The following is a 14,541-nucleotide window of genomic DNA, read 5'->3' on the forward strand; positions in this document are numbered from 1 at the left end:
TTAAATGGCAAAACAAATTATAAAAACAGAGCAAGCACCTAAGGCTATCGGCCCATATTCACAAGCAGTTAAAGTAGATAATTTATTGTTTATTTCAGGTCAAATACCTGTTCATCCTACTACTAATTCTATTCCCATAACAATTGAAGAACAAACGCATCAAGTAATGATAAACATTGAAGCGATATTATTAGAAGCACAATTGAATTGGGATAATGTAATAAAATCAACAATTTACTTAACAGATATGAATGATTTCACGAAAGTTAATGATATTTATGCTTCTTATTTTTCAAGTTTCTATCCTGCAAGAGAATGTGTTCAGGTTGTTGCATTACCAAAAAATGTGTCCGTTGAAATATCTGTAATTGCTTCTGAAGAAAAATAAATATGTTAAGAAATACACTTGCTGTTTTATTAGGGCTTTTAGTTGCACTAGCAATTATAACATTTTCATTAATGATTAACTCCTATTGGATACCCTATGATTATAGAGGAGTACCGATTGAGGCATGGCGATCAGTGGTAAAGACAGCCAAAGAAGAATTTTTTGTAGCTTTATTAATTTCTTCTGGAGTAGCATCATTATTAGGAGGGGTGGTTTGTGCACTGATTGTAAAAAGAGCTAAAAAGGCTTATGCGATGTTTATAGGATTTATACTTTTATTAACTGCTATAGCTAATGTTTTAATATTTAAAGGATTTCCAACTTGGTATATTTTAAGTTCCTTTTTTGTATTTTTTCCTAGTTCATGGTTGGGTGCACAAATTGTAGAATCTTTACAAAAAAAATCAAATAAAGAAAAGAAAAAATTATAGAGGTAACTTGTTCATAAGCGAATTAACGATTTCATAAGTGGCAGGACATATAATAATATTTTTTTCAGTTAGTTTATTGATCTGATAAAATTTTTTACGATCTGTATGTGGATATTCCTTACAAGCTTTAGGTCTTACTTCGTAAATTAGACAATAATTTTCATTATCTAAAAAGGGGCAGGGAAGATTTTTGAGTATCCAATCATTATCCTCATCCATATACAAATATTGGTCTATAAAAGTGGTGCTTTTTAAACGTAGATGTTTAGAAATCCTATCAATATCTTTTTCTGTAAATAAAGGACCTGTGGTTTTGCAACAATTGGCACAATTTAAACAATTAATATTATTAAATACTTCCTCATGTATTTCAAATAAAGTTTCATCAAGTTTTTTAGGTTTTTTATTCTTTAACTTGTTTAAGTATTTTTTATGTTCATTAGTTTTATTAATAGCTTCCTGTTTATATTTTTCAAGATTCATGAATTTAAATCTAATAATTCTATTTAATTTTTAATTATGAAAATTATTTTATTAAGTATTCTAAATGAAAATTATCTAAAATTTAATAAGAAATTTACCATAAAATCAGTTTTTAATATAGCTAGATTTCATATATAAGACACTTTAAAAAAAAAATATTATTAAAAATTATTTAGATTACAAATAAAATGATTTTATAGTAATATTTACAAGTTTATATGACAAAAATAATGTTTAAAATTCACAAATGATTGCTATATTTGTGTGAAACATTTAATTTATATCCATGCCTGAAAACAATAATAAATACAAAAAAATAGGAGTTTTAACTTCAGGAGGAGATTCCCCTGGAATGAATGCAGCTCTAAGAGCAGTAGTAAGGACATGTAATTATTATGATATTAATTGTTATGGAATTCGTATGGGGTACGATGGACTCATCAACGATCATATAGTAGAATTAGGACCACGTTCAGTAAAAAATCTTATTAATAAGGGAGGTACTGAACTAAAATCCGCGAGATCTGAAGAGTTTAGAACTGTTGAGGGAAGAAAGAAGGCAGCTGAGACTATAAAAAAGCATGGAATTGAAGCATTAGTAGTTATAGGTGGAGATGGCTCTTTTACAGGTGCTATGAAATTATATGAAGAACAAGGCGTTCCTTTCATTGGAATTCCAGGGACTATAGATAATGACATCTTTGGTACTGACTACACTGTAGGTTACGATACAGCACTAAATACGGTTGCTGAGGCTATTGATAAGATTAGAGATACTGCTACCTCTCATAATAGAGTGTTTTTTATTGAAGTAATGGGACGAGATGCGGGCTTTATAGCTTTAAATACTGGAATAGCAACGGGAGCACTTGATATATTAATTCCAGAAGAAAAGGATAGTATTGAAGATTTATTTCAATCCTTTGATAATGCAAAGAAAAAAGGCAAAACATCAAGCATAATTGTAGTAGCAGAAGGTGATAAACTTGGTGGGGTTTACGACTTAGCTAAGTTTACCAAAATGAAATATCCTGAATTTGATGTTCGGGTTACTGTATTGGGACATATTCAAAGAGGAGGTAGCCCAACTGTAGCTGATAGAGTTCTTGCATCTAGGCTAGGAGTTGCAGCAGTGGAAGGATTAATTGACGGCAGATGTTGCGTAATGGCTGGAATGCAATCTAGTAAAATTGTTTTTACCCCTATTGAAGAAGCAATAAAAAAACACAACGAAATAGACAAGGAATTGATAAAAGTATCTAATATTTTGTCAATGCAATAAACAATCATAAATAATAAAAACACTTAAATATTATGTCTAAAATTAAAGTAGGAATCAACGGTTTTGGTAGAATAGGTCGATTAGTATTTCGTGCAGCACAGCACAACGATGCTATAGAAGTAGTTGGAATAAATGACCTAATTGATGTTGAATATATGGCTTATATGCTAAAATATGACACCATACACGGTAAATTTAATGGAACAGTTGAGGTTCAGGATGGTAAACTAGTAGTAAATGGAAAATCTATTAGAGTTACAGCAGAAAGAAACCCCGCTGATCTAAAATGGGGAGATATAGGAGCAGAATATATCGTTGAATCTACAGGTTTATTTTTAACTAAAGAAAAAGCACAAGGACATATTGATGCAGGTGCTAAATATGTTGTAATGTCTGCACCTTCAAAAGATGATACACCAATGTTCGTATGTGGTGTAAATGATAGTACTTATGCTAAAGGCACACAATTTGTTTCTAATGCATCTTGTACTACCAATTGTTTAGCTCCTATTGCAAAAGTATTAAACGATAAATTTGGAATTCTTGAAGGTTTAATGACTACAGTACATGCAACTACAGCTACTCAAAAAACTGTAGATGGTCCTTCAGTTAAAGATTGGAGAGGAGGTCGTGCAGCAGCAGGAAATATCATTCCTTCTTCTACAGGGGCCGCAAAAGCTGTAGGAAAAGTTATCCCTGAATTAAATGGTAAACTTACGGGTATGGCATTTAGGGTTCCAACCTTAGATGTTTCTGTAGTTGATCTTACGGTACGTTTAGCCAAAGAAACTTCATACGATGAAATTTGCAAAGCTATGAAAGACGCTTCAGAAGGAGAATTAAAAGGAGTATTAGGATATACAGATGAAGAAGTTGTATCTTCAGATTTTATATCAGACCCAAGAACTTCAATATTTGATGTAAAAGCAGGAATTCAATTAAGTCCTACATTTGTTAAAGTTGTTAGTTGGTATGACAATGAGTGGGGGTATTCTAACAAAGTAGTTGAGTTAATCACTAGAATGGCAAAAATAAATGCTTAAAATATAATAGTATATTTAAAAAAGCTACCTAAAAAGGTAGCTTTTTTTTTATATAAAATTTTAATAATAATGTGAAGGAAAACTTTTCTCTGCCTTTCTTTTCAAAATGTTTAAAGCAAAATAAGATTGTAGAAATCCAAATCCATATGAAAAAAACTGTGTAAACGTAGTTATTAATGAAAGATAACCAATTTTTAAACTTTTGTTTTTATTAGAAGAATCAACAAACAAGACAACGCAATATAGAATTAAACCAATAAATGGAAATAAGCAGAGTATTGAAAATAATGAGAACTTAGAATTGAAAATATAATAGAACAATACAAACAATAATAGTAGAATTGAAATTATAGTATAAATTAAAAATATACTAGGAAACCAAAAAGTTAATTTTTTAAATTTTGGATGTCTTTGATTTAATATGGGTCTTGCAATTCCAAATTTGTATACTTGTTTGGCAAATTTTAATAAAGAAGTACGCCTCTTATGATAAACCGTACAAGAAGGAAAGAACCGTGTTTCAAAGTTATTTTCCCATAGGCATAAACTTAGATCAGGATCTTCCCCAATACGTAATTCGGAAAATCCACCAATAGTATTGAAAGCTATTTTAGAAATTCCCATGTTAAAGCTTCTAGGTTGAAATCGGCTTACAGCATTTTTGTTACCTCGAATTCCACCCGTGGTAAGATAAGAAGTCATGGAGTAGGAGATAGCCTTTTGTAAATTATTAAAATCAGAACTGGCAGAATCAGCACCACCAAATGCATCAACAAAATTTACTTTAAGCTCCTTTTTAACATTATAAATATAATTTTTTGGAGCTATACAATCAGAATCTAAAAAAATTAAATAATTTCTAGAAGATTTTGAAACTCCCATATTTCTAGCATATCCAGCACCAGTATTTTTTTGATAAAAATATTTAATATCTAATTTATCTAAGTATTCTAAAGCAATAACTTCTAGATTATCTGTAGAACCATCATCAACTACTATAACTTCAAAATCTTTGTCGGTTTGATTTGCAAGACTATTAAGTAGTTCTTTAAGTTCTTCCTTTCGATTATATACAGCAATGATAATGGATAAACGTAGATTGAAATCACTAAACATAGATTTAATCGTGTGATTATGTAGTTATTCTTTCTATTTCAGCACCTAAAGCCCTTAACCTAACGTCAATATTTTCATAACCTCTATCTATTTGATAAATATTGCTTATTAAACTTTCTCCTTTTGCTGACATTGCAGCAATAAGTAAAGCAATTCCGGCTCTAATATCTGGAGAAGCCATATTTGTAGCACGTAGGGGAACTTCTTGATTCATTCCAATTACGGTAGCTCTGTGAGGATCACACAAAATAATTTGTGCCCCCATATCAATTAATTTATCTACAAAAAATAAACGACTTTCAAACATTTTTTGATGGATTAATAAACTTCCTTTGGCTTGAGTTGCCACAACTAGAATTATGCTTATTAGATCAGGAGTAAAACCAGGCCAAGGAGCATCAGATATTGTTAAGATGGATCCATCAATGAAATTTTGAATTTTATAATGTTTTTGCGAAGGTATAAACATATCGTCGTTTTTACGTTCGATTCGAATGCCTAAACGTTTAAATGTATCAGGTATATTACCTAAATTATCCCAACTAACATTTTTAATGGTTATTTCAGATTGTGTCATTGCAGCTAAACCTATAATGCTGCCAATTTCAATCATATCAGGCAACACAGTATGTTCTGTACCGTCTAATTGACTTACACCTTCAATGGTAAGTAGATTGGAACCAATACCGTTTATTTTAGCCCCCATAGAACAAAGCATTTTACATAACTGCTGAATATAGGGCTCGCAAGCGGCATTATAAATTTGTGTTTGTCCTTCTGCAAGTACGGCTGCCATTATTATATTTGCAGTACCCGTAACGGAAGCCTCTTCCAAAAGCATATAACATCCTTTTAATTCTTTAGCTACTACAGAATAGAACTTTTCTTCTTCTTTATAAGTAAATACTGCGCCAAGATTTTTAAATCCTTGGAAGTGGGTATCAAGCCTTCTTCGACCTATTTTGTCACCGCCAGGAATTGGTATATAACCTTCCTTAAATCTTCCTAATAAAGGTCCAAGAATCATAATAGTACCTCTTAATTTTGCACCGTCTCTTCTGAATTCGTTGCTTTTCAAATAGTCGAAGTCTATATGCTCAGAGCAAAATGTGTAATCCCCTTTAGCGTTTTTTGTAATTTTCACCCCTAAAGTTTCAAGTATCTCAATCAGTTTTAAAACATCCTGTATTTCAGGAATATTTTTAATTCTAACGGGTTTAGAAGTTAATAAAACAGCGCAAATCACTTGTAAAGCTTCATTTTTAGCTCCTTGTGGGTAAAAATCACCTCTGAGAGTTTGTCCCCCTTTAATTCTGAAAGTATTCATTATTTACTATTCTTTTTAGAATAATTTACTTTATTTTTAAAATTATTATTTCTACTATTTCTATTCCTATTTTTACTATTATTGGAAATAGTATTTGCATTACTAGAATTTACAACTGTCATTAATGGATCTCCCTCAGTACTTTTTAAATTACCTTCAGACATTTCTTCTAAATGAGAGAAAATTACTGAATCTTCTACCTGATCTTTATTCCATTTCAAATAATTTTTTTTCATTTGATTAGCTATGACATATTTAAGTCCCTCTTTACGATCTCCCTCTTCCCAGGTTTTAGCAACCTCAATCATTTTTTTTATATTAGTTCCATAATACCTAAACTTAGATTCATTCTTAGGATATTCCATTTTTTTGGGAGGTATTTGAATCTCAGCTTTAGATATTATCGGATAAGGGGAATCCACTTTTAACTTAAATTCTGACATAATAAATAATTGATCCCATAATTTATGTTGAAAATCAGGAATATCCCTTAAATGAGGATTTAAATCTCCCATAACTTTAATTATAGATCTTGCAAATTTATTTCTGTCTTCATTATTTTCGATGTTTAAGCAATGGTTAACTAAGGCTTGTATGTATCGTCCATATTCTGGAATAATTAATTTCGTTCTTTGAGTGTTGTACTCCATAGTTTTTATGAAATTTAATAATACTTAACGATTTTTTATTATGTATTTCTATTAATAATTTTCCGTGTATTAATATTATTAATTCTGATTTGTAAAATAAAATTTAAAATAGAGTTTTTTGTAAATAAATTACTTATTAAAATTGGAAGCATACATATGAATAATAAAACTAAATCATTTTTTATTAGTTTTTGATATTTAATTTTTGAACTACACGGAAAGTCTTCAAATTACAAAAAACCTTACAAATATAAAATTTTTTATTTATACAAAATATATTTGTAAGCTTGTATCATGGATAATTTTATTTATAAAAAATAAAGTTTAGGCTTAATTGCCCCGTTTATATAAGTATAATTTTTATTTACCTTTGTTGTGAAAAGTAATTTAACAAAAATTCATGCAAGAATATAGCCCAATTCGATTTTTTACATTAAAAATTTATAGTTTTCTAAGGAGTTTAGGTGTTTCGGAGGAATGGATTAATATAACTGCAATAATAGTTATTATTGCAGTTGCCATAATTTTAGTTACGGTTTTTAAAAAAGTTACTAATTATTCTTTAGAAAAAATATATTCAGTTACCAAGTTTAGCATTTTTGATCATTTAATAAAGAATAAAATTTCTAACTACCTAGCTTATATTTTATCTTACGTATTATTCGTTAATATTGTTCCAGATCTAATATTTAAAAAACATATAAGTAGAATTATTTTAAAATTTGCGGACATATTTTTTGTATTTGTGATGATTTGGATCATCATGTCAATTATAAAATCTTTTTTAAATGTATTGGCTGAAAGATCTACTTTAAAAAATAGACCCATGAAGAGCTATATCCAAATTATAGAAATTATATTATATATATTTGGAGCAGTAGCTATATTTTCAATTGTTACTGGTAAATCTGCAACTGTATTTTTTACTGCAATGGGAGCAGCCTCAGCCATTCTTATGTTAATGTTTAAAGATACAATTATGGGTTTTGTTGGTAGTATACAAATTTCAACCAATCGTATAGTTTTGATCGGTGATTGGATAACCATGAATAAATATGGAGCTGATGGTACTGTTGAAGAAATTAACTTAAGTACAGTAAAAGTAAGGAATTTTGATAAAACAATAACAACCATACCCACTTATTCATTAATATCAGATTCTTTTCAGAACTGGAGAGGAATGCAAGAAAGTGGTGGGAGAAGAGTAAAACGTTCTTTTTATGTAAAGCAAAGAGATATAAAACTACTTTCCGAGAGTGAATTGGATGAATATGAAAAAGAACTAATATTATCAGAATTTATTAAAGAAAAAAGAAAACATTATGCAAAAATAAACAATCATTTAAAAGTGAATGAAACATCTAAATTAAGAGGTTATCATATCACCAACTGTGATTTATTTTTAAGTTATATTAATTCATTGTTAAAATGCAATCCAGAAATTCGTCAAGACTATACTTGTATGGCAAGACAAATGGCTCCAACATCTTCAGGAATACCAATTGAACTTTATTTCTTTACTAACACAGTGCAATGGATAGAGTATGAACGTATTTCCGCTGAAGTTTTAAATCAAGTTTATTACAGTTTGGATTATTTTAAATTAGAAATTTTTGAAGTTACTGCAGGCAATGATTCATTAAATGTAAATTTAAGTACTACTAAAAATTAAAAAAATATTTAAAAAGATTTAGATTATTGATATGAAAAAAATTAGCTCAATTATTTTACTCATTTCTTTATTTATAATCGTAGGTTGTAAATCTAATAAAACCACAGCCGTAAATAAGAAATATATAAATTCTGATAGTCTTCCAACATTAATTGGTAGAACAACTCCAGATGCTTTGCTACATAAAGATTTTTCAGATTGGTATTTAGATGAATACAATTCGTATATACCAGATTCAAAAATTATTAAAAAATTAAAGAATAGAATTGACCTATATACCATAGAGGTATTTTACGGCACTTGGTCAGAGGAATCTAAAGTCTTAATTCCAGACCTATTGAAAATTATAAAATTATCGCACTATCCAGAAAAAAAACTAAAAATGTATGCGGTCAATGAAAAGAAACAAAGTTTTTATGGGGAAGATGTTCAAAAAAAAATTATTGAAATTCCAACAATTATTATTTATAGAAATTACGATGATAAGAATGGCATAAGAAGAGAGGTAGGGAGAATTATTAAAGAACCGTCTAAAAAATTAGAAGAAGATATATATAATTATATTGATAATTTTGGTGCTAAACATAAAAAATCAAAGAAAAAACATAAAAAATTTAAAAAATTAAACTATTAATATATGTTTAAAATTTGGAAAAAAATCTCATTTGTTCTATCTATAATTATAGTTATTTTAGCTTTATACTTTATTATAAATGTTAGAAGTGATTCTAATGATAATATAGTTGCAGATACTAGGATTATAAATCATGAAATTGAACGCTTAAATAAAATGATTGTTATTGAGCAGAATTATTCTGCTTTTAGAACTAAGGATTTTAATAAGTTTAATAGTAAATATTTAGATTTCCTAAATAAGAATATAGTTCTGTATATTACAGCAAAAGCACAAGTGGTGTACGATATGAAGAAAATGATAGTAGAGGTAGATTCAATTAATAAAAGAATACATATTTTATCGATTCCGGAACCACAGGTTGAAGTTTTTCCAAATGTAGAAATTTATAGTATGGAAGATGGTATGTTTAATAGATTTAGCAAATCAGATTTAAATCTTGTGATGGAAGAGGGGAAAAGAGATATTTATAAAGAAGTTGAAAAATCTAATATAAAATCATTAGCTAAAAAACAGCTAATATCTAATTTACAAGATTTATATTCAATGGCTAAACTTTATCGCTGGCAAATACAAGACGATACTCCTTATGCCAAAGACCTAATACCTTTAAATGATTGATATAGTTAATCAAATAATAAGTTATTTATGATAATCAGAGATTATTTCATGTCAAACATTAGTAAGCCTAAAAGTAGGTTTGGTTCAATGTAAGCACTTTTAAACGGGATTTTTTTTCCTAAATCAGACACCGTTTGTAAATCTTGAAAGTTTGCAGGATAGAAGCCGAATCCAACAGCATATTCTCTGTTGTCTACAGCAGCTTTTAAATCCATAATTCCTTTTATATCACCAGAACCTTGAAGATAAGTGATCAGTTCTTTCTCTTGTTTTAGAGTTTGGATATTAAAGATAGATTCAACAATAAATTTTCTAAATAAATAGTTATCCATACATCCTAAACCTTCAGGAATATTCCTAAATTCATGCTTAATATATAAACCGTAAAATTCACCATTGTAATACATACTTATATGGTGTTTATGAGATGGATAATAAGGATTATTGCCTTTTCTATTAATCGTAAAATGAGTTTCTAATTTATCAAAAAAATCTTTTTTAGTTAAACCATTTAAACTTTTTATAAGGTAATTGTATTCGCTAATTTTAATGGATTGGCTCGAAACAATTAATGACATTATGTAATGGTTATTATCAAATAAAAGGTCTTTAGATTTATTTTTTGCTTTAATTTTATCTGAATGAGCAATTGCTCCAGCCATACGATAACATCCGTCAATTAAATAAAGTGAAGGTAAATTTTCAATAGTCTCTTTAAATTGAGCGATTTTAAGTCGGTTTTCTACATTCCAAAGTTTATGAGTTATTCCCAATTCATCTTCTATATTAATTAGTGGCTTACTTTTAATTTCTAAATCAATCATAACCTCTAATTTAGAATTAGAATTATAGCTAAGAATTACAGGATTGGTTTGAAGATAGGTAAGGTCTAAAAATTTTGAAAAAATTTCTTGCTTTTGTTCATTCGCTCTTTCTGAGACTTTAATATCGTTATTTTTAAAATTTTCTACATCAACTAATCCTATAACACCTCTAAACGTTAATCCATTCCTTTTAGTTTGCTCGTAAATATAAATGGATGAAGGATCGCTTTCAAGTAAATTTTCATTGATGTATTCCTCATATCTTTTTCTTACCTTTTTAAATCTATTTTCTAAAGGACTTTCACCTTTAAAGAAGGTAGGTTTAATAATATCAATATATGAGGGATTTTTATTCCTTAATTTAGCTTTTATTTGCTCTTCTGTATATTTATCAGGAGAATACATAGGAAAGTTACTTAGAGAAGTATCTTTCATATGTATTCCTTTGAATGGTTTAAAAATTAACATTTAACAGTAAAGCTTAATTTTATAACTATTTTTTTGCTAATTCAATTATTTGTTCTGCCAACTCTAAACCTACTCTTTCCTGAGCTTCTTTAGTATTGCCTCCAATGTGTGGAGATAATGAGAGTTTTGGATCCATTAATAAAGTAATTTCAGGATTTGGTTCATTTTCAAATACATCAAGTGCAGCACCAAATAATTTATTTTCTTTCAATGCATCAACTAAAGCTACTTCATCAATAACTCCACCTCTAGCCGCATTTACTATGATAGCATTAGGTTTCATTTTAGAAATCTCATCTTTTCCTATAACGTATTTAGGTTGTTTAGGAACATGCACTGAAATAGCATCGGAATTTTTCAATAACTCATCCATAGGAACTGTAGTTATTTCAAAATTTACTTTTTGCCCATCATAAAAATCTAGTGTAACAGTTTTAGTAATCTCTACCGCATCTGCAACCAAAACTTTCATACCAAAGGCTAACCCTAATTTTACTACTTCAATTCCAATTCTTCCGAAACCTATAACACCTAAGGTTTTTCCGCCCAGTTCCATAGCTCCTGCATAAGATTTTTTAAGAGCAGAAAAATTTTTATCTCCCTCTAAAGGCATGTTTCTATTGGAATCTTGCAAATATCTGTAAAGGGAAAGCATATGTCCAAAAACTAATTCTGCAACTGAACGTGAGGATGCTGCAGGGGTATTGATTACATGTATACCTTTTTCTTTAGCATAAGTAACATCAATATTATCCATTCCAACACCACCTCTACCAATAATTTTTATTGAAGGGCATTCATCAATTAATTCTTTTCTTACTTTAGTGGCACTACGAACAAGAAGTACATCTATTTCGTTTTCGTTAATATATTTAACTAATTGCTCTTGAGCAACTTTTTGATTTAAAACTTCATGCCCAGCTTTTTCTAAAGCTTCAATGGCATTTGAAGAAATACCGTCGTTGGGTAATATTTTCATATTTAATAAAATTATTTTAAGCGATTTTTTCTAGTTCTTTCATTACATTAACAAGGGTTTGCACTCCTTCTAACGGCATGGCATTGTAAATACTAGCTCTATACCCACCTACGGTTCTATATCCATTAATTCCAATAATGTTTGCTTGTTTAACCAACTCATCAAACTTAGCTTTATATGTAGCTTCATCGTTTAAAAAGAAACAAGCGTTCATTAAAGACCTGTCTTCTTCAACACAAACTCCTCTAAATAAAGGGTTTCTATCTATTTCTCCATATAAAAGCGCTGCTTTTTCTCTATTTTTCTTTTCAATTTCGGATACACCTCCTTGTTTGTCTAACCATCTTAAGTTAAGTAAAGTTGCATATACGGCAAATACTGGTGGAGTATTAGCCATACTTTCTTTTTCAATATGAATTTGATAGTCTAGGTATGAAGGAAGATTTCGATCTGTCTTGCCAAGCAAGTTTTTATTAACAATTACTAAAGTTACGCCTGCAGGACCAATATTTTTTTGGGCTCCAGCGTATATCAATCCAAATTTATTAAAATCAATATCTCTACTTAAAATATCTGAAGACATATCACAAACTAAAGGAACATCTGTTTCAGGAAATTCCTTTAGTTCGGTTCCGTATACCGTATTATTGGAAGTTAAGTGTAAATAATCTACATCTTTAGGTATTTCAAAATTTTTTGGGATATAGGTATATTTATCATCTTTAGATGAAGCAAGAACTTCAATAGAACCTATTTTTTTTGCTTCTTTTATTGCAGATGATGCAAAGTTTCCACTGTCAATATAAGCAGCTTTATTTTTTAATAGATTGTAAGGGATCATTGAAAATTGTAAACTAGCGCCCCCTTGTAAATATAGAACTTCATGGTTATCGTCTAATTTCATTAGTTTTTTAACTAAAGATCTAGCTTCATCCATGATAGCAATAAAATCTTTGCTTCTATGGGAAATCTCTATTAATGAGGTTCCACTATTATTAAGATTTAAAACAGCTTCTGCTGCTTGTTGAAGAACTTCTTCTGGTAAGGTAGAAGGTCCAGCGCTAAAATTATACTTTTTCATATGATTCAGAGAAATTTTTAAAATTATTAAATATAGTTATTCTTTGCTTAAATAAGAATAACAAGTTTTACACTTTACAATTTAAGAGTGTAAGAAATTTTTCTTAGAAAGTAGTTGTTCATCCGTTTCTTTATGGTTGTCATCAGGTATACAACAATCTACTGGACAAACAGCTGCACATTGAGGTTCTTCATGAAATCCATGACATTCTGTACATTTGTCAGACACGATAAAATAAACATCGTCTGAAATAGGTTTTTGAAGAGCATCAGCATCTATAGAAAGTCCAGATGGAGTTATAACATGCCCGGAAAGATCTGTACCGTCTGACATTTTCCAATCTACAGCCCCCTCATATATAGCATTATTGGGACATTCAGGTTCACAAGCTCCACAATTAATACACTCATCAGTAATTATTATAGACATTTTTAATTATTTAGTTCTATTTTTGTACAAAAATATACATTTTTTTTCACATAGATTATAATGCAAATGAGTTTAGAATCAAGAATTAAGTCAATATCAGAAATAAGAAATTTTTTAAATCAATTCCTTAATCATTTAAATACTGGTAACCCTAGATTTCAAGATTTTGATAGAGTTATTTCTATGGCTGAACAAAAAAATTCTTGGTTTACCCAAGAGAATATTTTTAACGCATTAAATTATTGGAATAAAGTTTTAGAAGAGAGTAACGTAAATCAATGGTTATCGAGATATTCATTAAATGAAAATAAAAATAAAACTATTGGATTAGTTTTAGCAGGGAATATTCCAATGGTTGGATTCCATGATTGCTTATGTTGTTTATTATTAGGTTATAAAACAAAAATAAAACTTTCATCTAAAGATAATGTGTTAATACCTTTCTTCTTAAATCTATGGAAAGAAACATGTAATGATCTGGATTTTAGTTTTGTAGAAATTATTAAAGATTGTGATGCTGTTATTACTACAGGGAGTAATAACACTGCTAGATATTTTGAATATTACTTTAAGGATATTCCACATATCATAAGAAAAAATAGAACCTCAATCGCTGTGATTAATGGTAACGAAAAACAAGAGGATCTTGAAAAATTAGCTAAGGATGTATTTACATATTTTGGCTTAGGATGCAGAAATGTAACTCAATTGTTAGTTCCTGCAGATTACAATCTAAATCAATTGTTTGAATCTTTCTTATCTTATAAAGATTTGATTAGACATAACAAGTACGCAAATAATTACGATTATAATAAGGCTATATACCTTTTAAATAAAGATAAATTTTGGGATAATAATTTGATTTTATTAAAAGAATCAGACAATTTATACAGTGCAATAGGTAGTTTGAATGTTAAATTTTATAAAGATCAGAAAGAGATAAATACATATATTTCGGAAAACATTAATGATATACAATGTATTGTATCTTTAAACAATGAGATTAATGGGTTAGAAACTGTTCCTTTCGGATATACCCAAAAACCTGAATTATATAATTATTCTGACGGTGTAGATACGATTAAATTTTTACTTAAAATTTAAATAATTATT

At 28.9% G+C, this 14,541-nt stretch carries 16 protein-coding genes; 8 read left to right on the forward strand and 8 right to left on the reverse strand.

Features of this window, described 5'->3' with window-relative positions:
- Positions 1-4 precede the first annotated feature (4 nt).
- Both ETU08_RS11475 and ETU08_RS11480 read left to right on the forward strand, forming a co-directional pair.
- Positions 5-388: a RidA family protein gene (locus tag ETU08_RS11475; RefSeq protein ID WP_146263178.1), complete on the forward strand. Its 384-nt coding sequence runs from the start codon at positions 5-7 to the stop codon at positions 386-388.
- Between the two features lie 2 nt (positions 389-390).
- Positions 391-819 carry a hypothetical protein gene (locus ETU08_RS11480; RefSeq protein ID WP_260391095.1) on the forward strand — a complete coding sequence of 143 codons (429 nt, stop codon included), beginning with the start codon at positions 391-393 and terminating at the stop codon, positions 817-819.
- On the opposite strand, the gene ETU08_RS11485 is transcribed toward ETU08_RS11480, so the two are convergent.
- Entirely contained in the window at positions 814-1,302 is a 489-nt protein-coding gene (locus tag ETU08_RS11485) for a YkgJ family cysteine cluster protein (RefSeq protein WP_146263180.1), read from the reverse strand. The two genes, ETU08_RS11480 and ETU08_RS11485, sit on opposite strands and share 6 nt — an antisense overlap.
- A gap of 286 nt (positions 1,303-1,588) precedes the next feature.
- On the opposite strand from ETU08_RS11485, the gene pfkA reads away from it, so the two are divergent.
- Both pfkA and gap read left to right on the forward strand, forming a co-directional pair.
- Positions 1,589-2,584, forward strand: a complete 996-nt coding sequence (gene pfkA, locus ETU08_RS11490; protein ID WP_146263181.1) for a 6-phosphofructokinase — start codon at positions 1,589-1,591, stop codon at positions 2,582-2,584.
- 32 nt (positions 2,585-2,616) lie between these two features.
- Positions 2,617-3,627, forward strand: a complete 1,011-nt coding sequence (gene gap / locus ETU08_RS11495) for a type I glyceraldehyde-3-phosphate dehydrogenase (RefSeq protein ID WP_146263182.1) — start codon at positions 2,617-2,619, stop codon at positions 3,625-3,627.
- 60 nt (positions 3,628-3,687) lie between these two features.
- Here gap and ETU08_RS11500 read toward each other — a convergent pair whose 3' ends face one another.
- The 3 genes from ETU08_RS11500 to ETU08_RS11510 are packed head-to-tail and all read right to left on the reverse strand — an operon-like array spanning position 3,688 to position 6,720.
- On the reverse strand, positions 3,688-4,743 hold the full coding sequence (locus tag ETU08_RS11500; protein WP_146263183.1) for a glycosyltransferase family 2 protein: 1,056 nt from the start codon (positions 4,741-4,743) through the stop codon (positions 3,688-3,690).
- 16 nt (positions 4,744-4,759) lie between these two features.
- The gene (gene murA / locus ETU08_RS11505; protein ID WP_375764694.1) at positions 4,760-6,070 is read right to left on the reverse strand and encodes a UDP-N-acetylglucosamine 1-carboxyvinyltransferase; all 1,311 of its coding nucleotides are present in this window, start codon (positions 6,068-6,070) and stop codon (positions 4,760-4,762) included.
- Positions 6,070-6,720: a DUF4290 domain-containing protein gene (locus tag ETU08_RS11510; RefSeq protein WP_146263185.1), complete on the reverse strand. Its 651-nt coding sequence runs from the start codon at positions 6,718-6,720 to the stop codon at positions 6,070-6,072. Before ETU08_RS11510 ends, murA begins: the two co-directional genes overlap by 1 nt.
- Before the next feature lie 400 nt (positions 6,721-7,120).
- On the opposite strand from ETU08_RS11510, the gene ETU08_RS11515 reads away from it, so the two are divergent.
- From ETU08_RS11515 to ETU08_RS11525, 3 genes are read left to right on the forward strand one after another with little or no spacing between them, the layout of a single operon-like run.
- On the forward strand, positions 7,121-8,392 hold the full coding sequence (locus ETU08_RS11515) for a mechanosensitive ion channel family protein (RefSeq protein WP_146263186.1): 1,272 nt from the start codon (positions 7,121-7,123) through the stop codon (positions 8,390-8,392).
- Positions 8,393-8,423: 31 nt separating this feature from the next.
- Positions 8,424-9,026 carry a hypothetical protein gene (locus tag ETU08_RS11520; RefSeq protein WP_146263187.1) on the forward strand — a complete coding sequence of 201 codons (603 nt, stop codon included), beginning with the start codon at positions 8,424-8,426 and terminating at the stop codon, positions 9,024-9,026.
- Between the two features lie 3 nt (positions 9,027-9,029).
- Complete coding sequence (locus ETU08_RS11525; RefSeq protein WP_146263188.1) at positions 9,030-9,647, forward strand: DUF4230 domain-containing protein; 618 nt, start codon at positions 9,030-9,032, stop codon at positions 9,645-9,647.
- A gap of 41 nt (positions 9,648-9,688) precedes the next feature.
- Here ETU08_RS11525 and ETU08_RS11530 read toward each other — a convergent pair whose 3' ends face one another.
- The 4 genes from ETU08_RS11530 to ETU08_RS11545 all read right to left on the reverse strand — a co-directional run bounded on the left by ETU08_RS11530 (position 9,689) and on the right by ETU08_RS11545 (position 13,428).
- Entirely contained in the window at positions 9,689-10,939 is a 1,251-nt protein-coding gene (locus ETU08_RS11530) for a DUF1015 domain-containing protein (protein WP_146263189.1), read from the reverse strand.
- A gap of 25 nt (positions 10,940-10,964) precedes the next feature.
- Entirely contained in the window at positions 10,965-11,918 is a 954-nt protein-coding gene (locus tag ETU08_RS11535) for a D-2-hydroxyacid dehydrogenase (RefSeq protein WP_146263190.1), read from the reverse strand.
- A 16-nt stretch (positions 11,919-11,934) separates the two neighbouring features.
- Positions 11,935-12,999, reverse strand: coding sequence for a 3-phosphoserine/phosphohydroxythreonine transaminase (gene serC, locus ETU08_RS11540; protein WP_146263191.1), 1,065 nt, complete (start codon positions 12,997-12,999; stop codon positions 11,935-11,937).
- A gap of 81 nt (positions 13,000-13,080) precedes the next feature.
- The gene (locus ETU08_RS11545; protein WP_146263192.1) at positions 13,081-13,428 is read right to left on the reverse strand and encodes a 4Fe-4S dicluster domain-containing protein; all 348 of its coding nucleotides are present in this window, start codon (positions 13,426-13,428) and stop codon (positions 13,081-13,083) included.
- A gap of 66 nt (positions 13,429-13,494) precedes the next feature.
- On the opposite strand from ETU08_RS11545, the gene ETU08_RS11550 reads away from it, so the two are divergent.
- Positions 13,495-14,532, forward strand: coding sequence for an acyl-CoA reductase (locus tag ETU08_RS11550; protein ID WP_146263193.1), 1,038 nt, complete (start codon positions 13,495-13,497; stop codon positions 14,530-14,532).
- Positions 14,533-14,541 lie beyond the last annotated feature (9 nt).

The sequence above is a fragment of the Apibacter muscae genome (assembly GCF_007845635.1).
Lineage (GTDB): Bacteria > Bacteroidota > Bacteroidia > Flavobacteriales > Weeksellaceae > Apibacter > Apibacter muscae.